The organism is Ruminococcoides sp. (genome assembly GCF_057037865.1).
This window is the reverse complement of sequence record NZ_DBLZMS010000014.1, coordinates 1-23,123: the sequence shown is the minus strand read 5'-3', so window position 1 is coordinate 23,123 and position 23,123 is coordinate 1. Positions and strand designations below refer to the sequence as shown.

Annotated in this window: 17 protein-coding genes and 1 tRNA gene; 12 read left to right on the top strand and 6 right to left on the bottom strand. The window is 41.0% G+C overall.

The annotated features are described in order from the left end of the window. Positions 1-12: 12 nt before the first annotated feature. The 4 genes from AC2HW8_RS10015 to htpG all read right to left on the bottom strand — a co-directional run bounded on the left by AC2HW8_RS10015 (position 13) and on the right by htpG (position 6,550). Positions 13-1,404, bottom strand: coding sequence for a permease prefix domain 1-containing protein (locus tag AC2HW8_RS10015; RefSeq protein WP_337806488.1), 1,392 nt, complete (start codon positions 1,402-1,404; stop codon positions 13-15). Between the two features lie 518 nt (positions 1,405-1,922). Next, positions 1,923-2,414, bottom strand: a complete 492-nt coding sequence (locus AC2HW8_RS10010) for a hypothetical protein (protein WP_118101929.1) — start codon at positions 2,412-2,414, stop codon at positions 1,923-1,925. A gap of 17 nt (positions 2,415-2,431) precedes the next feature. Next, a complete protein-coding gene (locus AC2HW8_RS10005) occupies positions 2,432-4,414 on the bottom strand; it encodes a fructose-1,6-bisphosphatase (RefSeq protein ID WP_021883494.1) in 1,983 nt (660 codons plus the stop codon). Positions 4,415-4,669: 255 nt separating this feature from the next. Continuing rightward, positions 4,670-6,550: a molecular chaperone HtpG gene (gene htpG / locus AC2HW8_RS10000; protein WP_484327518.1), complete on the bottom strand. Its 1,881-nt coding sequence runs from the start codon at positions 6,548-6,550 to the stop codon at positions 4,670-4,672. A gap of 245 nt (positions 6,551-6,795) precedes the next feature. On the opposite strand from htpG, the gene AC2HW8_RS09995 reads away from it, so the two are divergent. The 7 genes from AC2HW8_RS09995 to AC2HW8_RS09965 all read left to right on the top strand — a co-directional run bounded on the left by AC2HW8_RS09995 (position 6,796) and on the right by AC2HW8_RS09965 (position 16,357). After that, entirely contained in the window at positions 6,796-8,892 is a 2,097-nt protein-coding gene (locus tag AC2HW8_RS09995; RefSeq protein WP_484327517.1) for an LTA synthase family protein, read from the top strand. A gap of 144 nt (positions 8,893-9,036) precedes the next feature. Next, positions 9,037-10,314, top strand: a complete 1,278-nt coding sequence (locus AC2HW8_RS09990; protein ID WP_304035843.1) for a transglutaminase domain-containing protein — start codon at positions 9,037-9,039, stop codon at positions 10,312-10,314. Between the two features lie 147 nt (positions 10,315-10,461). Beyond that, entirely contained in the window at positions 10,462-11,724 is a 1,263-nt protein-coding gene (locus AC2HW8_RS09985; RefSeq protein ID WP_484327516.1) for a transglutaminase domain-containing protein, read from the top strand. A gap of 97 nt (positions 11,725-11,821) precedes the next feature. Further along, on the top strand, positions 11,822-12,583 hold the full coding sequence (locus tag AC2HW8_RS09980) for a dihydroorotate dehydrogenase electron transfer subunit (protein ID WP_015522572.1): 762 nt from the start codon (positions 11,822-11,824) through the stop codon (positions 12,581-12,583). Further along, complete coding sequence (locus AC2HW8_RS09975) at positions 12,576-13,487, top strand: dihydroorotate dehydrogenase (protein ID WP_309372885.1); 912 nt, start codon at positions 12,576-12,578, stop codon at positions 13,485-13,487. Before AC2HW8_RS09980 ends, AC2HW8_RS09975 begins: the two co-directional genes overlap by 8 nt. A 55-nt stretch (positions 13,488-13,542) precedes the next feature. Continuing rightward, positions 13,543-14,247, top strand: coding sequence for a DUF421 domain-containing protein (locus AC2HW8_RS09970; RefSeq protein WP_298179584.1), 705 nt, complete (start codon positions 13,543-13,545; stop codon positions 14,245-14,247). Between the two features lie 205 nt (positions 14,248-14,452). Beyond that, positions 14,453-16,357, top strand: a complete 1,905-nt coding sequence (locus AC2HW8_RS09965; RefSeq protein WP_304022074.1) for a glycoside hydrolase family 31 protein — start codon at positions 14,453-14,455, stop codon at positions 16,355-16,357. Between the two features lie 71 nt (positions 16,358-16,428). Here AC2HW8_RS09965 and AC2HW8_RS09960 read toward each other — a convergent pair whose 3' ends face one another. Together AC2HW8_RS09960 and AC2HW8_RS09955 are read right to left on the bottom strand one after the other, a co-directional pair. Continuing rightward, the gene (locus AC2HW8_RS09960) at positions 16,429-17,271 is read right to left on the bottom strand and encodes a helix-turn-helix domain-containing protein (protein WP_484327515.1); all 843 of its coding nucleotides are present in this window, start codon (positions 17,269-17,271) and stop codon (positions 16,429-16,431) included. Between the two features lie 164 nt (positions 17,272-17,435). Further along, the gene (locus AC2HW8_RS09955) at positions 17,436-18,938 is read right to left on the bottom strand and encodes a phosphomannomutase/phosphoglucomutase (RefSeq protein ID WP_304012818.1); all 1,503 of its coding nucleotides are present in this window, start codon (positions 18,936-18,938) and stop codon (positions 17,436-17,438) included. Between the two features lie 538 nt (positions 18,939-19,476). Here AC2HW8_RS09955 and AC2HW8_RS09950 point away from each other — a divergent pair. The 5 genes from AC2HW8_RS09950 to AC2HW8_RS09930 all read left to right on the top strand — a co-directional run bounded on the left by AC2HW8_RS09950 (position 19,477) and on the right by AC2HW8_RS09930 (position 22,977). After that, positions 19,477-19,743, top strand: a complete 267-nt coding sequence (locus AC2HW8_RS09950; RefSeq protein WP_021883504.1) for a hypothetical protein — start codon at positions 19,477-19,479, stop codon at positions 19,741-19,743. A 210-nt stretch (positions 19,744-19,953) separates the two neighbouring features. Continuing rightward, positions 19,954-20,250 carry a DUF1292 domain-containing protein gene (locus tag AC2HW8_RS09945; protein ID WP_021883505.1) on the top strand — a complete coding sequence of 99 codons (297 nt, stop codon included), beginning with the start codon at positions 19,954-19,956 and terminating at the stop codon, positions 20,248-20,250. 92 nt (positions 20,251-20,342) lie between these two features. After that, complete coding sequence (locus AC2HW8_RS09940) at positions 20,343-20,765, top strand: DUF5658 family protein (RefSeq protein WP_484327514.1); 423 nt, start codon at positions 20,343-20,345, stop codon at positions 20,763-20,765. 32 nt (positions 20,766-20,797) lie between these two features. After that, positions 20,798-22,720 (top strand): ABC-F family ATP-binding cassette domain-containing protein, encoded by a 1,923-nt coding sequence (locus AC2HW8_RS09935; protein ID WP_484327513.1) that lies wholly within the window; start codon positions 20,798-20,800, stop codon positions 22,718-22,720. Between the two features lie 180 nt (positions 22,721-22,900). Further along, a tRNA-Arg gene (locus AC2HW8_RS09930) sits at positions 22,901-22,977 on the top strand. Positions 22,978-23,123: the final 146 nt, after the last annotated feature.

Here is a 23,123-nt window from a genome sequence, read left to right as displayed (position 1 = left end):
CAGAGTTTTCGTTTAATCACAATAATCAGTAACTTTTCCGTCCTCTATGGTCAGGTTTTTAAAGAAAAAGTTTGAGCCGTCATCAGAAGTATCATCGTATCCTTTAAAATAAATTGTAAAGTTTATTTCATATACTGTTTTCTTCTTATCTCGATAATATGTTTTGCATATTCCATTAGCCCATTTTAAAAGTCCCGATTCTTTTATGCTTTCAAAGTCATCTCCCTTGTCAATCTTTTTGATTGCATCTACATCGGACAAAATTTCGGGAGTTTTATCGTATATATCCCTCTCATTAATGAAAGCTCCTACGCTTTCATCGTATGTAATAAATCCATAACCCAAATTGTATGAAAGGGTTGTGTATCTTCCGTTGTTATCCATACCAGTTCCAACTGATATTGTGCCGCCTTTGCCGTAAAATTCGGCAGGGATTTCTGTATCCGCATAGTATCCCTCAAGCGTCAGTTCATCTATAATTTCAGACTTATCTCGTGTTAAATCTGCATTAAGAACATATTCCGACATTCCTTCACGGCTTGCAGAATAGCTGTTGCCTGTTGCAAAATCATTGACGGTTCTGTATGCTGTGGCAGTGACTGTTATAATAAGATTTACGGACAAAAATACGCTTGCACATATTTCTATAAGGCGGATAGGTATGTTGTATTTTTTACGATTGTCAACTCTTTCTGATTTCAATATTTTAATGAAAAGTATGATTGACCATATTATAAATATTAACCCTAAGATATAGGGCAAAACATTAAAACAGAAAGAATCGGTTTCGGCAGGAACTGCAATAAAAATACATTCTGAATATGCGCCAAATCCCTCTGTAACTGTTTTTACAATTGCGTACATTGCTGGCTGGTAAAAATAAAACATATTCGGCGGTGCTGTTGATGTGAGTGCAGCCTCGTTGTAATCGTAAATAATAACGGAGAAAAATTGCAGGATAAAAGAAATCGCCACAAATAACGGAATGATTTTAATGTGTTTTTTTCTTGCCAATATTAACATTACAGCATATGCAATCAGAAAAGCAAGCGAAACAAAATCGCATAGTATGCTGTGTCTGTATGATTGGTTATCGTAGCTGTATATAAAAGCGTCACGAAACCATATTGTGCAGAAGAACATCAGTATTATAACACCGCAACAGATAAATGACAGCAGGTCACGAAAGTTATTGTTGTGCAGAGCATTTAATGGAACAGCCGTGTCTTCAGGATTGCCCATTTCCTCGGTGGCACGCTTTTCAGCATCTTCTTTTGAGTAGCCTATGTCAACATAGTAGTCGATTTTGTCAAGCAAGTGCGATTCAAGCTCGGCTGTGATTAGCTTTCGGGAGTGCTTGTCTGCAATTTGCTCTGCAACTTTTTCAAGAAATTTATTCTTCATATTATCCCTCCCATTTCTATAATACCTCGCAGTTCTATATACATAGATTGTCTATGTATATAGAATAATACATTTTTAAAACATAGTCAAGGGGGGAGGTAAAAATTTTCGAGTGGAATTTTATGAATAATATACAATATGGCTTGATAACCTGTAGGGTCATTTATCAGATGACCGCAAGTAACAGTAGAAAATTTTATGGTAAATTAAATTATATAAAAATCGCAAAGTGATTGTCATACAGTAGCTGCGAACCGTGTTCGCCAATCGTCACAAGCGTAAGCTTGGGGCAAAATGATTATTTAACAACAAATTCAATACAGATATTTATTGTTTTATGTTTACACACAAAACAAATGGCGAACAAGGTTCGCAGCTACAAATGAATACATAATTTCCATAATATCAAAACATTTTTGTAAAACATAAAATTTCATCAAGGCGGGCGTCCAATGAATGCCCCTACAGAATTGATACACAAAAACACGGCTTGTTCATTTTCCGAACAAGCCGTGTTTTTACTTTGTAGTTATATTGTCTTTGAAAAATTCCTCAATAAAATTCTTCATTTTCTTATATTGTCGATTAAGCTTTGTGAATATTAAAATCCACACACCTGCAAACAGTAATATCGGAACAATTGAGAATATCAGCGATGCCAAGTTTTCATTACAAAAATAATCGTAAATTAAAAGACCTGCCAAAAACAGCACGAAAATCATAAAAGGTATCGGTAAAAGCAGATATTTCAATGATTTCATTTTTAATGTCAGAACCGAGCCGTTTGCTGAGTTTTCAACAGTTCCGTCAAAATCGGGAGATTGGTTGTCAGGTCCGCCAAATGGGTGATTTTTTGAAAGATGAATTGTGAATTTGTTCGCAAAAAAATTGCCTGCAATTTTTGGTGTATCGGGTTTTGTATTGCCCAAAGCCTTCATTCTTAAAGCGTTAGAAACCTGATTGGCAGAAATGTTCATTTTGTAGGAAAATGATTTAATGCAGTTGAACATAACAATTCTCCTTTAAATTACTGTTCTTTCAGAACACCGTTGCGGTAGGCGCAGAGGAGCATTGAAAGTCCTTCAATGCGGTTACGGATTGTCTGACCGTCATCGGTTTGTGCAACACGGATTCGGTTTTCCGAGGTGTCAAAAACTTTTGTTGTTGAGAGGATGTCCTTGTTTGACTTGATTGCGTTGTCAATTCCCGCAAAGGGTTCGTGGGTGACAATTCGCATACCGTAGGAATTATAGACAAGCGTGTAGCCCGCCGTGCCTGTTTTGTCCTGATATGCTCTGCAAAATCCGCCGTCAATCACAATCAGCTTGCCGTTAGCCTTTATCGGACTTTCGCCCTTTTTGCGGATAACGGGAACATGACCGTTGATTATGTGACCGTGATTTTCCGAAAGACCGAATTCTTTCAAAATCCTTACGCAGGCATCTTCATCGTGATAGAGCGTGTAGTAATGGTTGCGTGTTTCCGTGTGGGTTTCGGAATCGTCAATAAAGAAACGCTCAAACGAGCACATCTTTTCTCTGCCGAAAAGCGGTGAATGTTTTCCGCACCAGAGATACCACATATAGTCGTTGCCCTTTTGCCTTTCGGGAGAATTTTCGGGGGCAGAGTGTCCCTGACGAACAATCTTTTCAAGCTCATCAAGCAATGCTTTTCCCGAAAGCACACAGCTGCCCGTGTCAAATTCCATAAAACTGCCGTCCTTATTCATCGGAATACAGCCGTGGAGCAAAAGATTGTTGTTGCAACACTTGTACATTCCGCCCTTGGCAAACAGAAAATCAATGTGCCTTTTCAGCTTTTCACTTGCCATAAAGGCATTTTTAAGCTGTTCCATAACCCGTTTTTCCGTCTTTGTCAGTTCATACGGATAGTCATGGTCAACTGTGGGGAAGAAGGTGTCGGAAATCGGATACTTCTTTTCGCCGACAGTTACGGTCGCATTTTCAAAATCAATCTTGTCAAGCAATCGCCTGTCGCTCATATTAAAGTTAGGATTGCGGCTGACAAGCTGACCCTCAAGCTTAAAGAGAATAACGGCAATCGCCTTGTGCATATCGGCAACAAGCAACGGATCGTTTGAGGTGTAGGGCGAATCCGCAAAAGGACCTTTCGGCATAAAGCGTTCAACATTTCCGCCGCCGTAAACATCCTTTGCAAAAAGCGAGAGGTCACGCAGACTTATTCCGTAGCCGACCTCGATTGTGTCAAGATTGCCGTATGAAAATGCGTTGTTAAGCGCAGCGGCAATGCAAGCCATACTGCCCGATGCCGCACCCATCCAAAGAATATCGTGATTGCCCCACTGAATGTCAACACCGTGGTGCATCATAAGGTCGTCAAGCACAATGTCAGGTCTTGCACCTCTGTCGAAAATGTCGCCGACAATGTGGAGCTTGTCAACAATAAGTCTTTTTATCGTGTCACAAAGCGAGAGTATGAAAACATCGGCTTGTCCTGCCTCAATAATTGTGTGCAGAATATTTTCGTGGTAGGTTTCACGGTCTTTTTTGCCGGAATCACCGAACATAAGCTCCTCAATGATGTAGGCATAATGCTTTGGCAGAGTTTTACGAACCTTGCTTCGTGTGTATTTTGAAGAAATGTGTCGGCAGATTGCAAGCAATCTTATGAGTGTTAATCTGTACCATTCTTCAATGTCGGTTATTTCGCTTTTGTAAACACTGAGTTTTTCCTTTGGATAATAAATCAGCGTTGCAAGCTCGGCACGCTGTTCGGATGTGAGAGTATTTGAAAAAAGGTCGTCAATCTTTTCTCTGATTGAACCCGATGCGTTGTTGAGAATATGTCTGAATGCCTCATGCTCACCGTGAATATCGGAAAGAAAATGTTCGGTACCTTTCGGCAAATCAAGGATTGCGTGAAGATTAATCATCTCTGCCGCCGCCGACTGAATGTTCGGATACTGCTCCGAAAGTGCCTCAAGATAGAGAATATTTTCTTGCATTTGCTTTTCATCGTAATGTTTCATCAAGTCCGCCTCCGAAAAAACTTTTACTGAAATCAGTGTATCACAACGCAAAAATTATATCAATATTATTGCAAAAGATTTTGCGGAATTTTCTGCAAAAACAAAACGCCCGATTTCCGTTTTGGTCGGAAATCGGGTGTAAAATGTTTAGTTTAGTGTGAGATTTGTGATTTGCACCTGTATCGGCGGTTATTGCCGTATAGTAGCGGCGATCAGTGATCGCCATTTGATTTGCGGCAAACGCAAATCAACAATTTACATAATCGAACAAACAAGGTCTGTGTATTCGGACGGATTTTCAAGCGGAAGTCCTGCGATTAGAAGCGCCTGACTGTAGAGAACCTCGGCATACTTCTTTGCTCTGTCAACATCGCTCTTGATAAATTCTTCCATCTTCTTAACGGCAGGATGTGAAAAGTTAAGCTCAAGCACACGCTGAGCCTTCATATTTGCGTCAGGCTGAACTGAGTTGAAATACTTTTCCATTTCAAATGAAATGCCGCCCTTTGCCGTAAGGCAAACAGGATGTGAAACAAGTTTCTTTGATGCGGTAACCTCTGCAACCTTGTCACCGAGTGTTTCCTTAACAAATGTAAGAAGTGCGTCCTTGTTTTCTTCATCCTCTTTATTTTCTTCGGTTTCAATGCCGAGGTCATCGTTCATTGCCGAACAGAATTTCTTTTCCTTATATGTCATGAGTGACTGTAGAGTAAACTCGTCAATCTCCTCTGTGCAGTAAAGAATTTCGTAACCCTTTGAGCGGATAAGCTCTGTCTGCGGAAGTGTGTCGATTGCAGCGGCATTTTCGCCTGTTGCAAAGTAGATGAACTTCTGATCCTCTTTCATTCTGTCAACATATTCCGAAAGCGTAACAAGCTTTTTCTCGCTTGAAGAATAGAACATAATAAGGTCCTGAAGTTCTTCCTTGTGCATACCGTAGTCCGAAACAACACCGTATTTAAGCTGTCTGCCGAATGCGTTGAAGAATTTCTCGTAATTCTCACGGTCATTCTGAAGCATTGAAGTAAGCTCGTTTTTAATCTTCTTTTCAATGTTCTGAGCAATTGTAATGAGGTGACGGTCATGCTGGAGCATTTCTCTTGAAATGTTGAGCGAAAGGTCTGCACTGTCAACAATACCCTTTACAAAACGGAAGTGCTCAGGCAAAAGCTCTTCGCAGTTATCCATAATAAGCACACCGCTTGAATAAAGCTGAAGTCCCTTTTTGTATTCCTTTGTGTAGTAGTCATAAGGAGCAACAGACGGAATAAAGAGCAATGCCTTGTAGGTTACAACACCCTCAACAGAAGTTACGATAGTTTTAAGTGGCTTGTCCATAGCCATAAATTTTTCGCTGTAGAACTTGTCGTATTCTTCCTGAGTAACATCTTTCTTTCTTCTCTGCCAAAGAGGAATCATGCTGTTGAGTGTTACGGTTTCCGTGTAATCCTCATATTCGGGCTTGTCGCTGTCCTTGGTTTCTTCCTTAACTCTGCTCTTTGTCATATCCATAACAATCGGGTAGCGGATGTAGTCGGAATACTTCTTGACAAGTCCCTGTATTCTGTACTGCTCAAGGAATTCGTCATAGTTTTCATCGTCTGTGTTATCCTTGATTTCAAGAATAATCTCTGTGCCGGCATTTTCCTTTTCAATCTCGCTGATTGTGTAGCCGTCTGCACCGCTTGACTGCCAGCAATATGCCGTATCCTCGCCGTATTTCTTTGTGTTTACGGTAATCTTCTTTGCAACCATAAATGCCGAGTAGAAACCAACGCCGAACTGACCGATAATGTCAATGTCGTCCTGCTTTTCTTCCATGCTCTGCTTGAATTTGAGTGAGCCTGAGGATGCGATTGTGCCGAGGTTGTTTTCAAGGTCATCCTTGTTCATGCCGATACCGTTATCCGTGATTGTAAGAGTACGGCTTTCTTTGTCGGGCTTTAAAACGATTTTGAAATCGCCTCTGTCAAGACCGACCTTGTCATCGGTAAGAGAAATGAAGCAAAGCTTGTCGATAGCGTCGCTTGCATTTGAAATAATCTCACGAAGAAAAATTTCTTTGTGAGTATAAATTGAGTTAATCATAAGGTCAAGAAGTCTTTTTGACTCTGATTTAAACTGTTTCTTTGCCATAAAAATCTTCCTTTTCATAATAATACATAAATTAAGAAGCCTTGTTCAAAACCGCAATTTGCATAGCTTTTCACACAAGCCTCTCATTAAACTATAATTATACTACAAAAGGTCAACTGTTTCAATATATAAAAAGTCCGAATGTGTCATATAGGGCGAATTTTGGTTAAATTTGTCATTGCAATGGCGGCATTTTCGTTTTATAATCTACTTAATAACTGCATTGAAAAAGAAAGGAGAATTAAATGACATATTCAGACGGTGCAAACAGCGGACTTTCAAGAAGAAATCACTATGTGGGACAGCCTGCCGTAAAAGTCGGAAGTTCAAATTTTGACTACTACAGAAAGCCTGAAAAAAGTCATGGCTTTGCAAAGAGAGTCGCATTTTTTGCGTACTTTCCGTTTTTGATTCTATGGCTTGAAACCGACCTCAAAATTGCGTCGGGGTTTGATGTGCTCGGCGGTTTTGCCTTCACATTTCTGTTCACAATCGTGCTTTCGGCGGTACTTGTTTTGTTGTGTTCTTTTTCAAAACGCAGAGGGGTAAACAGAGGGATTGCAACCGTACTCACGGCTGTGCTGACGATATGGTACGGTGTGCAGATGATATACTATAATGTTTTTGGCACAATGGTTGTTGTAAGCAGCGTTACAAACGGCGGTGCAGGGCAGGCATTCAATTCAATTGATATGATTATGACTGCGATAACAAGCAGAATCGTGTTTGTCGTTTTACTTTTTGTTCCTCTTGCTTTCTTTATAATTTTCGGCGGAAAGCTGTTTGACTTTTCAAAAGTAAAGTTAAAGGGTAAGCTGATTGTGCTTTTGATTGCGGTGGTTTTTCAGATCGGAACTGTCCTTGCGGTAGGCATTGACCGTGATTCTTCCGACACAAAGAGCAACTACAATCTTTATTACGGTGAATTGCAACAGGTTGCCGTGTGTGAACGCTACGGACTTTATACAATGCAAAGGCTTGACATCAGCCGCCTTATGTTCGGTTACAAAGCAAATATACGCACAAACAGCAAGCCGAAAAATAAAGAATCGACTGCCGATGAAATTACAAAAACAGAGCAGAAAGCTCAAATTATGAGTGCTGATTTTTCAAAGCTTACAAAGAGTACAAATAATGATGAGTTAAAGTCGCTTTATGAATATTTTGACAGCGAAGAACCGAGCTATACCAACGAATACACGGGTATGTTCAAGGGCTACAACATAATTTTCATTACAGCCGAAAGCTTTTCGCAGTATGCAATTGACAAGGATCTGACTCCGACGCTCTACAAAATGTATAACGAGGGATTTCAATTTGAAAATTACTATTCGCCTGCGTGGGGTGTAAGCACAACTGACGGTGAATATGCAAATCTTACAGGCTTGATTCCAAAATCCGGTGTGTGGAGCTTTTCAAAGTCAGCCGAAAATAATGTAAGTTTCCCGTTCACTCTCGGTGAGCAGAGCAGAAAACTCGGTTACAAAACAGTTAACGCTTACCACAATCACACCTATGATTACTACGACAGGGACAAGTACCTTACAAATATCGGCTATGACTATTCTGCAATCGGAAAAGGTCTTGACCTCGGTGAAAATGTGTGGCCGAATTCCGACCTCAAGATGATGCAGAAAACGGTTGACGATTACATAAATTCCGACAGCTTCAGCGTTTATTATATGACGGTCAGCGGTCATGGCGGATATTCATACAACACCATGAGCGAACGCAACGCAGACCTTGTAAAAGACCTGAAATACAGCGATGAGGTCAAGGGTTATCTTGCCGCAAACATTGAGCTTGACAAGGCAATGGAATATCTTCTTGCAAGACTCGAAAAAGCAGGCAAGCTTGACAACACCCTTATTTGCCTTACGGACGACCATTATCCGTATTCGCTTGATGAATTTGACGGTGTGTCCGAGCTTGCGGGGCACAAGGTTGACACAACCTTTGAACAGTACAAAAATGCATGGCTGTTGTGGAGCGGTTCAATGAAAAAGCCCGTCAAGGTTAACACATACTGTTCAAGCCTTGATATTCTGCCCACGCTTTCAAATATGCTCGGTCTTGAATATGACAGCAGAATGTTGGCAGGTACGGATGTTTTCGGAAACAAAGAACCGTTCGTTGTGTTTGCCGACAGAAGCTGGATTTCTCAGAACGGAAAATACAATGCGTCAACAGGCGAATACACCGCTTTCAAGGGCGCAAAGGGCAAGGATGATATTGACGAACTCAATAACAGATGCAACAACCTCTTTACCGTTTCAAGAATGATTCTCGACAACAATGTTTATGCCGAGGCTTTCGGTGATACCCATGTTACGGGAAAGTAGTTTAATGCTCAAATTTGCATTGACTGCAAGGCGAAAATAAAGTAAAATAGAACATGACAAATCCATACGGCGACAGTCAGTTTTGACTGCTGCCGTATTCTGTATATTAAATAAATAATCCAAAACAAAAATTGAGATGATTTTTTGAAAATATATATAACTGCCTTAGTTTGTTTAATGACCTGTGCGGTTGCATTTTTCGGCTGTTCATGTTCGTTGCTTGAGGATGATAACAACGAATCGAGTGTACCTGTAACTACTTCCGAAAAAAGCAGTACAAGTGTAAAAACAACATCTAAACCTAAACCGACAGAGCCGTGTGTGTATAATGAACCAAAAACAGATTATGCCTATAGCACACTTACTGATGATTATGTGAAAAAGCTGTACAATCAAATAAGTGATAATATTGATTCCGAATATGAACCGTCATTTTACGCTGAAGGGAATCTTAGTGAATATCAAATAACACAGGCTGTGGAAGCGTATAAAAATGACCACCCTGAAGTGTTCTGGCTTAAAAGTTACTATGAATACGAAAATTTTGATTATGAAACAGGAATTTGGCTTACATATACTATGAGCGGTGATAAACTTGTTACTGCAAAAAAAGAGTTTAATACTGCAGTTGATACTATTTCCCAAAGTGTCCCTTATGGCACTGAATGTGAAAGAGAAGAATATATACATAATTATATAATTAATAATTGTGATTATGATGAGGAAGCGGCTGAATCTGAGGAGGTTCAGGGCAATGAAAACGATGCCTACGGTGTGTTTGTTGATGGTAAGGCAGTATGTGAGGGTTACTCAAAGGCATTTCAGATTTTGTGTAATAAGGCTGATATTGATTGCATACAACTTATGGGAATCGTTGACTCAGACAATCATGTATGGAATTGCGTGAAGATTGGCGGAGATTGGTATCAGATTGATGTTACTTGGGACGATGTTGATGATTTTATTTATGATTCACATGAGTACTTTAATCTTACCGACAGTCTTATGTATGAGGAGCACACGCTGTCTCCAAAATACTCGGAGATTGATGCAGAATCTTTTTTGAATTTGGAATCTTGGTGTAACTTCTATGTTCCAAAATGTACTGCTGAGAAATACAATTATCACAACTATTGTTATAATTATAAATATCCTACAGTATCTAATCTTGATGATTCCGATAATGTCAGCACAGCAATTGCAAAAGCGGCAAAGAACGGAGAAGAGCATTTCGTAGTTATAGTAGATGAAAATGTAAATTACGATGATGTGTATGATGAGGTGCGGAATGGATATATGTATGATTGGCTTACAAAGGCTAACCAAATTAACTCTGATTCACCAAAGTTGAATGATACTTGCAATATGCTTTATGATGAAAAGTCTAATTTGATAACATTTCAACTTGAATATATTAATTAAATGCTGCATGATTGATTATAACATTGACTGCAAGGCGAAAATAAAGTAAAATAGAACATGACAAATCCATACGGCGACAGTCAGTTTTGACTGCTGCCGTATTCCGTATACGGAATAAATAGTTTAAAATAAAATTGAGATGATTCTTTGAAAATATATAAAACTGCCTTAGTTTGTTTAATAACCTGTGCGGTTGCATTTTTCGGCTGTTCGTGTTCGTTGACGGATGATTCCGAAAGCAGTGAACCAAAGAGAAGCTCTATCATAGAAAAATCCGTTACAACTCCGAGTGCACAAGATGTTGAAAACGACAAGGATTATGCAGATGTAAAAACCGATTATGCCTACGAGACGCTTACCGATGATTATGTAAAAGAACTGTATATGAGAATCGCAAAGAGCGTTGATACCGTGTATGCACCAAACATTACAACAACAGGCTCGCTTTCCGATTATCAGATTACACAAGCTGTTGAGGCATACAAAAACGACCACCCTGAAACTTTTTGGCTCAAGGGGTCAAGTCTTTTTGTTCCGTATGGTGACACAACAAGCGTAAAGCTTGATTATACTGTTCAAAATGATAAGCTTATAGCCGCCAAGAAAAAATTCAATATTGCCGTTGCTTCTGTTTTGAAGAATTTGCCCTCCGGCAATGATTTTGAAAGAGAAGAATACATTAACAACTATATAATTGACAATTGCAGGTATGATGAAGAAGCGGCTGAAAACAATGATGTTCAGGGCAATGAAAACGATGCCTACGGTGCGTTGGTTGACGGCAAAGCCGTGTGTGAGGGTTACGCAAGAGCCTTTCAGCTTTTGTGCAACAAGGCGAATATTGACTGCGTATTACTTTCGGGAACAGCCGATTCAGACAATCACGCATGGAACGGTGTAAAAATCGGCGGCGATTGGTACCAAATTGATGTTACATGGAATGATACCGACGGCGAAAATAATTATGCGGAAAACGACTATTTTAACCTAACCGATGACCTTATGTTCAAGGATCATAAGCTGTCATATAAGTATTCCGAGCTTAATTCACAAACTTATTTGAGCGTTGCTACATGGTGTAATTTTTATGTTCCAAAGTGTACGGCTGAAAAGTACAACTATTTTAACTATAAGTACCCGACTGTTTCAGATCCTGATAATGCCGATGATGTAAGCCAAGCTATTGCAAATGCTGCAAAAAACGGAGATGAATATTTCAGCATTGTTGTTGATAAGAATACCGATTTCGATTATATGTATGACAGGATTATGAATGACGGTTATCTTTATAACTGGGTTTCAGAGGCTAATGAGATTAACGGTTATTCACCAAGGCTTGCGGAAAGCTGTTATGTTTATCGCAAGGATGAGTTAGGTGTGCTGACTGTTGAACTTGAATATGTTGATTAACGGCGATGTGATGAGATGCTCACTTTTGTCCGCAATGCAGGGACACTCTGCTTAAAAATTGATTTTATTAAATAAAGCTAACCAAAGGAATGATATTATGAAAAAGTATGATGTTCAGAAGTTTGAACTTTTGTCAAACGAACAGATTGCAGACGGCATTTTTGATATGAGGGTAAAAAATGACGAGCTTGCTCCGCTTGCAAAGTGCGGACAGTTTGCCCATGTTTATGTGCCTTCAAAAACTCTGCGCAGACCTATTTCGGTTTGTGACAGCGAAAACGGTGTTCTCCGCCTTGTTTATCAGGTAAAGGGTGAGGGAACAAAAATTATGTCCGAGATGAAAAAAGGCGAAAGTGTTGACATTCTCGCTCCTCTCGGCAACGGCTTTAAAATTGAAAAGGGCAAGCGTTATTGCCTTATCGGCGGCGGTATAGGCGTTCCTCCGATGCTTTACACAGCAAAGCAGTGTGAAAATCCGCTTGTTATCACAGGCTTCAGAAACAAAGACCTTATTATTCTTCAGGATGATTTCAAGAAAGCCGGTGCAGAACTTGTGCTGACAACAGATGACGGAAGTGCGGGAATCCACGGCTTTGTAACAGATGTTCTCAAAGAAAAAATCTCAGAGGTTGACGAGGTTTGTGCATGCGGTCCTACCCCGATGCTCAAGGCTATTGCCGATGTTTGCAAAGAGGCAGGCAAGCCGTGTCAGATTTCTCTTGAGGAGAGAATGGCCTGCGGAATGGGCGCATGCCTTGTGTGCGCAGTAAAGGTAAGAAAAAACGGTGAAGAAATTATGCAGCATGTCTGCAAAAACGGCCCCGTATTTAATGCTGAGGAGGTAGTTTTCAATGGCTGATTTATCTGTAAAAGTTTGCGGAGTGGAATTTAACAATCCTCTCATTGCCGCATCGGGAACATTCGGTTTCGGTATGGAATATTCAGAGCTTTATCCCCTTGAAAAGCTCGGCGGTATTTCATGCAAGGGTATCACACTTACCCGCCGTGACGGCAACCCTGTTCCGAGAGTAGCCGAAACTCCTTCCGGCATTTTGAATGCAGTAGGACTTCAAAACCCCGGTGTTGATGTCTTTATCAATGATGATTTGCCGTGGCTCAAAAAGCAGAATACGGTTATCATTGCAAACATTGCCGGCAACACTCCCGAAGATTATTGTGCAATGGCTGAAAAACTCAGTGAAACCGATGTTGATATGATTGAGCTCAACATCTCATGCCCTAATGTCAAGAGCGGCGGAGTGCAGTTCGGCACAAGCTGTGAATCCGTAGGTGCAATTACTGCGGCTGTCAAAAAGTATTGCAAAAAGCCGCTTATCGTAAAGCTCAGCCCAAATGTTACCGACATTGCATCAATCGCACAGTCGGCAGAGGCAAACGGTGCAGACGCAATTTCAATGATTAACACGCTCACAGGTATGCGTATCGACATCAACTCACGCAGACCGATTATCCGCAACAACACAGGCGGAATGAGCGGCCCTGCAATTTTCCCTGTTGCAGTAAGAATGGTTTGGCAGGTTGCAAACGCAGTTAAAATTCCGATTATCGGTATGGGCGGTATCTCAAGCTGGCAGGATGCAATCGAGATGATGATGGCAGGCGCAACCGCACTTCAAATCGGTACTGTCCTTTTTACGGATCCGTATGCGCCTATTAAGATTGCCGACGGTATGAACGAATGGCTCGACAAAAACGGGATCAAGAGCGTTTCGGAAATCACAGGCACAGTTAAGCCTTGGTAATTTTGCGGAATAAAAAATAATTTAAAGTCCATAATAACCCTATCGGAGGGATATTATGGACTTTTTGCGTGCATTAATAACGGCGCCCGTTTCAATTGCAGTATTGTTCCTGCTGTCAAAGTTTATTGGCAACAAGCAGATGTCAAGCCTTAATCTTTTTGACTACATCAACGGAATCACAATCGGTTCAATCGCAGCGGAGATGGCAACAGCCGAAATGTCAGACTTTTGGGCGTGTCTTGCGGCACTCATTGTTTATGTAATAATTGTTATGCTTTGTTCGTGGCTTTCGCAAAAATCAACAATGTTACGAAGATTTTTAACAGGCAAGTCTATTGTGATTTTCGACAGAGGAAAGTTGTACAAAAAGAATTTTTCGGTTGCAAAAATTGATATAAACGAATTTCTTACACGAATGCGTGAAAAGGGATATTTCAGTCTTGATGATGTCGAAACGGTTTTTCTTGAACAGAACGGCGATTTGTCGGTTCTGCCAAAGGACAAAAAGCGCCCTGCAACTCCGGATGATTTAAAAATCATTGTTCACCAAACCCGACCCGAGTCCGTGGTTATTACGGACGGAAAAATTCTCGAGAAAAATCTTGCCGAATCGGGCTATAATCTTGAATGGCTCAAAAAACAGCTTGACAACAACCGCAAACGGCTCAAAGATGTTTTTCTCGGTGTGTGTGATGATACGGGAAACCTCAAGATTTACCAAGACGGAAAGTCTGAAAGCAAGAATGATATTTTTGATTGATGAAGCGTAAAAGAATAAAATTTGCACCTTTACAGGCTCGTAAAGGTGCTTTTTTAATGTGTAAAAATAAAATAATACAAAAATAAGTTTTACCATTGCAATAATCAAAATTAATGTTATACTAAAATTGCAAGTGCGTGTCGGCAAGATTTTGCAGAACGCTTTGAAAAAATCGGAAAATTTTAATAAAGAAGGAAGTGCTTTAATGATTAAAAAGTTTACATCGGGCAACCCGATTGATACGCAGGCTGTTGTTGAAAAATTTAACGCTCTGCCTATTGCGGAATTTCCGCTCGGCGGCAAGTTTGAGAACGGAAATTTTGTCTTTGAATTTGATATGGCAGACAGCGACATCGTCTACGGTCTCGGCGAAGCTCCGAGAGGAATCAACAAGCGTGGTTGGGTGTATAACAGCTTTTGCAGTGATGACCCGTTCCACACCGAAACAAAGTCATCCCTCTATGCCGCTCACAATTTCCTTATGCTCAGCGGTTCAAAAACTTTTGGTATTTTTATCGACTTCCCGTCAAAAATCCGTTGGGACATCGGCTACACAACCGCAAACAAAACCGTTATCACAATTGACGGCACGAATTTTGATATATATTACATCGACGGCACAAAGCCTCTTGAAATCGTAAAAGAGTTCAGAAAATCAATCGGCACAAGCTATGTTCCGCCGTTTTGGGCATTCGGCTATCAGCAGAGCCGTTGGAGCTATCACAATGCCGAAGCTGTTGACGCTGTTGTTGACGGTTACAACAAGGCAGGAATTCCGCTTGACTGCGTATATCTCGACATCGACTATATGGAGCGTTACAAGGACTTTACTGTTGATGATGAAAAATTTCCGAATTTCAAGGACTATGTTTCAAAGAAAAGGGAAGAAGGAATCCACCTCATTCCGATTATTGACGCAGGCGTTAAAAAAGAGAACGGCTACGATATCTATGAAGAGGGCAGAAAGAACGGATACTTCTGTAAAAACGAGGACGGCACGGATTTTGAGGGCGGTGTATGGCCCGGTATCGTTGGCTTTCCCGATTTTCTCCGACCGGATGTAAGAAAGTGGTTCGGCTCAAAATATAAAATTCTCACAGATATGGGAATTGACGGCTTCTGGAACGATATGAACGAGCCTGCAATTTTCTATTCGGTAAAAGGACTTAACAAAGCACTTGACAAGGCGGCTTCTCTCAAAGGGCAGAACCTTGACCTTTCAAAATTCTTTGAGCTCAAGGATACATTCGCAGGTCTTTCAAACAGTCCCGAGGATTATTCAAGCATTTACCATACAGTTGACGGCAAACAGGTTTGCCATGATCAGGTTCACAACATTTACGGTGCTAATATGACAAAGGCCGCCGGCGAATATTTTGCGGAGGAGTTCGGTAAAGAAAAAATTCTTATGTTCTCCCGTGCGTCATATGTAGGCGCTCACCGTTCAAGCGGTATCTGGTTCGGCGATAACCACTCTTGGTGGTCGCACATTCTTCTTGACCTCAAAATGCTCCCGTCGGCAAATATGTGCGGCTTTCTTTACTGCGGTGCAGATCTCGGAGGCTTTAACGAAAACGCAACCCGTGACCTTGTTCTTCGCTTCCTTGCACTCGGTGTGTTTACTCCGCTTATGCGTAACCATGCCGCTCTCGGCACAAGAAATCAGGAGTGCTACAGCTTTGAAAATAGCGATGATTTCAAGGATATTGTTGAGGTTCGTTACAGACTTATTCCGTACCTTTACAGAACATTCAAAAAGGCAAGCGAAGAAAATGATATGATTTTCAGACCGCTCTCGTTTGATTATCCCGATGATAAAATTGCCCGTGAATGTGAAACACAGCTTATGCTCGGTGACGAGTGCATGATTTGCCCTGTATATGAGCAGAATGTAGGCGGAAGATATGTTTATCTCCCCGAGAACATGACTTTTGTAAAACTCAGCGGTACAAGCATTACGACAGAAAAAATGAGCAAGGGTACTCATTATATTGAGGTTGCTCTCAATGAAGTTCCGCTCTTTATCAAAGACGGCAGGCAGATTGAACTCTGCAAGCCCGCAATGAGAACTTCACAGCTCGACACAACCGATACAATTATGATTCCTTAATATACCGTAATGATAAAAACACGGCAGTTGATAAAAAAACTGCCGTGTTTTTGTATGTATTTAATTCAGTTTTAATCGTCAGAGCTTTTTCTTTCGCTTTTGAAAAGCTTGCAGATTTCATAATAAATCGGAATTGTTAAAAATGCAATCCAACCAAATGACCAACCGCCGCAGATGTCGAGAAATCCGAAAAACATATACACAATAACGACAAGCAGGGGATAAGCAAAATGACTCGGCTTGCGTTTGTAGATTGCGTCAACAAGTGTGTAATAGAGAGGAATTGTCAGAAAGCATACCCAGCTGAGTACCCAACCGAGCAATACTCCGCTGAATCCCCAAGCGAGGAATCCGATAACGGCAATCAACCAAAACGGAAAGTGCTTCCAAAAGCGGTGCGACTTTGAATGTTTATGCTCTTCAATGCTTTCATCATACATAACATTTCCGTTTTCGTCTGTATAGACTTTTGTTTTGCCGTTTTCTTCAACATGAATTCCGTTCCAGCCGACATCAACCTTTGTACCGTCTTTATCTTTAACATGGATTCCGTCCCTGAAATTAAGGTGAACAGAATCACCGTCCTTTGAGTCAACATGGATTCCGTGTTTGAACGAAACCTTGTCTGATTTTTTGTATGTTGTGTCGCTGTCGGGATTATTTTCGGCATTATTTTCGGGTTCTTCCGACTGTGTTTCGCTTTCGGTTTCTTTTTCGCCTTTAAGCAATTCATCAAGCGAAACACCGTAGATATCAGCAAGAAGAATAAGATTATCCGTGTCGGGCGATGCCTCTGCACGCTCCCATTTTGACACAGCCTGACGGCTTACACCTATTCTTGCGGCAAGCTCCTCCTGGCTTAGATTCATCTTTTTTCTGTACTGCAAAAGTCTGTTGGCAGTTTCAATGTTCATAAAATTTCCTCCTCAAATATTGCTTTAGGGTTTTACCTTGTGAGAAAATTATATCGGTTGCCTGCCCCAAAAAACAATACATTTCGGGTTCCATTGTCGCAACTCTCGGTTGCAACCCGTAGTTGCGACAATAAAAATCAATAAAAGCGCAAAATATTTCAATATCAGAGGTCAAGACCTGTTGTAGTCTTTAAAAATTCACCAAGCTTGTCGCAGATGATTTTTACACCGCCCTTGCTGTCACTTTCAACATTGAGAGGCATAATCGGATCGTGTACCGAAAGTCTGAGCAAGAACCAGCCGTCACCGTTATCCCTGTCAAACGAAACTCTGATGCCCTCACGGTTATCATCGGCAACACACCAGCCGTCCTGCTCCTCGGCATACTTTGTAAGGTCGGCAATAATTTTTTCACCGCAGGCTCTGAAATCTTTTTCAAGAATTTTGTATCTGATTTCTGTGCTTTCAAGCGGTTCTTTGAGTGAGGCGGTAAGCTCGTCAAGCTCCTTGCCCTCTTTTCTCATCTGAGCGGCCTTGATAATAATTTTTGTGCAGAGATATGCACCGTCATCAAGAAAGTAGTTTTCACGCATTGCGGCATGTCCCGATGTTTCGATTGCAAGAGGACAGTTGATGCCCTGAGCGTTGAGCTCAAGAGCCTTGTCGATAACATTCTTATAGCCTCTGCGATAGCGGTAATGCTTTCCGCCGAGGTCATTTTCAATAAACTGTTTAAGACCGCTTGATGTGATTGAGTCTGTAACAATCATACCGCCGTCATTGCCCTCAAGAGCAATTGCCGCCGCAACGGCTACAAGTCTGTTTCGGTTGATTTCGTTGCCCTTGCTGTCAACAGCACCGCCACGGTCAACATCCGTATCAAAGATTACGCCGAGGTCTGCGCCAGATTCCCTGACAGCCTCACAGATTGAATCCATTGCCTCTTTAGCCTCGGGATTCGGCACATGGTTCGGGAACATTCCGTCAGGTTCAAGGTAACGACTGCCTGTTGTGTCTGCTCCGAGAACAGAAAGCACCTTGTCGGCATAAAATCCGCCTGCACCGTTGCCTGCGTCAACAACAATCTTAAAGCCCTTGAGCGGATGCTCGTAATCTTCTGCATTAACTTCCTTTTTAATCTTCTCGCAAAGTCCCTTTGCGTAGTCGCTCATATAGTCAACATCCGTAATATTTCCGCCGTTGCTTTCTTCGGGATGTTCACCGTTTTGTGCGTAGAGAAGAATTTCCTCAATGTCACTGCCCTCAAGACCGCCCTCACGGGTGAAAAATTTAAGACCGTTTCTGTTGAACGGGTGGTGGCTTGCTGTAATCTGAAGAGCACCGTCACATCCGAGGTCAACGGTTGTCATAAACATTGACGGAGTTGACGCAAGCTGACAGCAGAGAACTTCTGCACCGCAACGCTTAAAACGCTCGGTTGTGATTTTCATTATATGCGGTCCCGAAATACGGCTGTCACGACCGACAGAAATTTTGAGCTCGCTCGGCTTTTTTGAAACTTTTTTAGAAAGCCAAAGCACAAAGCCGTCTGCCATATCGGCAACAACATCGTCGGTAAGGTTTACACTTTGTCCCTCAACACCCTCGCTTGCAACTCCTCGTATGTCTGTTCCGCTTTTGAACTGTTTGTAAAAATCGTTAAGCATTTCATGATTCCTTTCTTATTTGTATGATTGCTTTTATTGAAAATTTAATTCGGAGCAATCCTGCATCCTTTTTGATATCAGCCTTCATAACATAGATTATAACTTAAAATGAGCAAAATCTCAATATGCCTATTAAATTAAGTTTGTAAAAAACAGCAGTTATATAATGCTGGAAAAGAAACAAGTTGTTGAATTTACACAATCAAATGTTATGCTTGTGTTAAAACTATATTTCTATATAAGCAAATACAAAGCATATTGTACAAAAAACGCAACAATTTATTGTGCATAACTGACACATAAAAGTATTTGTGAACAAAAATTAATCGCTAAAATTGTTGACTTTTCCGAATGTTTGACTATAATAATAATTGTCAAGTAAATAGTCCGCTTGACTATCGGCTGATTTCCAATTAGCCTTACTCGAGTAAAATTGAATTATCACATAGTCGATAAATTGATCATGATTTTGCCAAATGGTAAATGGCGCACGAAAACAAAACTTTATATTTTTAAAGAATTGAATGGAGGAAATTTTATGACACCAATTCTTAGCTTACACAATGTTGATGTAACCGAATTCCTCGCCGTGCTCGATACCTGCGAGGGCAATGTATATCTCGTTACAAGCGAAGGCGACAGACTCAATCTTCGCAGCAAGCTTTGCCAGCTTGTCGGTCTTACAAGACTTATCGAAGGCGGCAAGATTGCAGAAGCAAGTATTATTTGCGAAAACAAAAATGACGAGTGCAAGCTTTTCAGACTTAATATGTTCGGCGACATAGGTAATGCCAAAATAGGTTAATTCTGAAAACACTGACTTAAATATCTACGGTTTTCACGTTAATTTCAAAACTTCTAAACCCAAAAACAGCTGCGAGCAATCGCAGCTGTTTTTGGCTTTTACCTTTTAAATGTAAAATATCAATAAAGTGTTGATTTTGCCGATGTTTTGGGTTATACTAAACTTAATTTATTTTATGAGGCGTTAAACGCATTCGGAAAGGAATACGCTATGGCAGATACAAAAAACGAGCTTATGAACGAAGAAGATCAGGGTATGCTCATCACTCTTGAGGATGAAAACGGTCAGGAAGTTGAATTTGAATTTCTTGATGTAATCGAGTTTGAGGGTACAGAGTACATTGTTCTCATCGAAAATGACGAAGATGCAGACGAGGTTGTTATTCTTCAGATTAATCAGATTGACGAAGAAACAGAGGAGTATGTCAGCATTGACGATGAAGATACTCTTAACAAGGTATTTGAGCTTTTCAAAAAGAAATATGAGGGCGACATTAACTTTGAATAATTCGTTTCAAATTGAGCTTCCGAGAGGAGGCTCTTTTCTTTTGTGTGAATATAACATTCTCTGCGGGAAAAAATACCGTTGAGGTGTTGTGTATGACAGAAAAAACCGGACTCGAAAAAACCGTTGTGTTTAATTTGAAATCGGCAAATGAATCTGATGTCAATAATATCGTCAATGAAAAAGGTCATGAGAGCCGTTCGTTTTATTACAAACTCGGCTTACTCTATTTTCTCAATATTGTTGACTGGATTTGTACAGAGGCGCTCATCGGCAGCGGACATTTTGTTGAGGCAAATCCCGTTATGCAGCCTGTGCTTGAAAACTTTTGGCTGACATTGTTAATCAAGGGAATTTTGCCGCTTGTGCTTATTCTGGGTTGTGCATTGATTTACAAGCTTGCCGGAATCGGCAGGAGCAAAACGGCTGAAATGCTTTTAACGGTCGGAATTGTGTCTTATGCCCTTGTAAACCTATGGCATATTTTCAATTTTGTATTGCTCTTTTGTCGATTTTAATGTACAATAGTGGGTAGCGAATTTGAAAGGGAGTGTATGTTTTGCCGGCATTATCAGTAAGAAATCTTACAATGACTTTTATCGAAAGAAACCTTTTTACCGATGTTTCGTTTGATGTTGAAGAAAGAGATAAGGTGGGCTTTATCGGAGCTAACGGAGTCGGTAAAACAACTCTCTTTAAGATACTCAACGGTGAAATCAGCCCTGTTTCGGGAACTGTTACCTTTTCAAAAAATGTCCGTCCGGGATATATGGAACAGCATGCCTGCAACAATCCGAGGGCAGATGTGTATCACGAGCTGCTTTCCGTGTTCGATTCTCTTTCGGATATGGAAACCGAAATTTCCACACTTGCACATCAGATTGACAACAAGTCGGGAAATCTTGACGAGCTTGTTGAAAGGCAGACCATGCTTATTGAACAGTTTGAAAGAGCAGGCGGTCTGACCTATAAAAGCAGAACCCGTTCCGCACTTTTAGGACTCGGATTTTCCGAAAATGACTTTACAATGCCTGTCGGCAATTTAAGCGGCGGTCAGCGTTCAAAGCTCTGCCTTGCAAAGCTGTTGCTGTCGCAGAGCAATATGCTCCTCCTTGACGAGCCGACAAACCACCTTGACATTGACGCAATCGCATGGCTTGAAGGCTTTTTGAGAGATTTCAAGGGCGCAATGATTATCATCAGCCATGACCGTTATTTTCTTGATAATGTAACCAACAAGACGATTGAACTTGAACACAACCGTGCTATGGTTTATAAGGGCTCATATTCGGAATTTGTCAAGAAAAAGGAATCGGTGAACGAGTCGCTTAAAAATAAATATGAACACGATTTAAAGGAAATAAAGCGTATTGAGGACATTGTTGAACAGCAAAAACGCTGGGGACAGGCTCACAACTTTATCACAGCCGCAAGTAAGCAGAAAGAGGCTGACAGAATCAAAGACGGGCTTGTTGCCCCCGAAAGCGAGCTTGAAACAATGCGTATGCATTTTGAGCCGAGATGTGAAAGCGGCAACGATGTTTTAATCTGTAAAAACCTTGCCAAGTCGTTTGACAACAAACAGCTTTTCAAAAATGTTGATATACATATCAGAAAAGGCGAGAGAGTGTTCATCATCGGCGGCAACGGTTGCGGTAAAACAACGCTGTTCAGAATTTTAACGGGCAAAACTCCTATGAACAGCGGTGAATATGACTACGGTGCAAATGTTGAAATCGGTTATTTTGATCAGATGCAGCAGAATCTTGACCTGTCAAAAACCGCACTTGATGAGGTGTGGGACACCTTCCCGAATATGACGCAGACCGAAGTCAGAAGTGCTCTTGCGTCATTCCTGTTCAAAGGTGACGAAGTGTTTAAACCGCTTTCAAAAATGAGCGGCGGCGAGAGGGCGAGAGTTTCTCTCTTGAAACTAATGCTAAAGGGCAGTAACTTTTTGCTCCTCGATGAGCCGACAAACCACCTTGACGCATCATCACGGGAAGAACTTGAAAAAACTTTGCTTGACTACAGCGGCACAATGCTGATTGTCAGCCATGACCGTTATTTTATAAATAAAATTGCCGACAGAATTTTACTCCTTACAAATAACGGAGTAAAGGAATATCTCGGTAATTACGATTATTATCTTGAACGCACAACAGCCGAAAAATCGGGTGCTGTTCCGACTGAGAATAAGAAAGATAAAAAAGAAAAAACGCAGAATGATTACTTTTTGCAAAAGCAAAAGCAGAGTGAAGAACGCAAAAGACAGACTAAGCTCAAAAAGGCAGAGGCTGAAATTGAGCGACTTGACGAAGAAATCGCCAAAACACAGGAGCTTCTCTCAAGTGAGGAGGTTGCAGCTGATTACGAAAAACTTATGGAGCTTTCAAAACTGCTCGAGGATTTGCAAAAACAGCAGGAGGGGCAGTACGAAATCTGGGAAGAACTCGAAAGTATGGCAGAATGATCGCCTTACAGTCGGGAGGAGCGACAAATTTCCCTTGCTTAAAGTAAAAAATTGTTGTATAATAACCGCATAATATAAGCTAAAGACTGTTGCACAGCAGTTTTTGCAGTTGATTTTCAGATGAAAGATTATGCGAATTAAAAATGAAAAACGGCAGGCAAAATACCCTGCCGCATACATCTGCCCGTGGCGCAATTGGATAACGCAACGGATTCCGATTCCGGAGAATGGGGGTTCAAATCCCTTCGGGCGGGCCAAAACTAAAAGCACCCTTTATGGGTGCTTTTAGTTTTGACCTGACAAGAATCCGAAGGGATTTGAAGCCGACCGTAAAGAAAATGCCCCTGTGGGGCATTTTTAGGGAGGAGCGTTTATGGAGGCATAGCTGTGCACAGGACGCAAC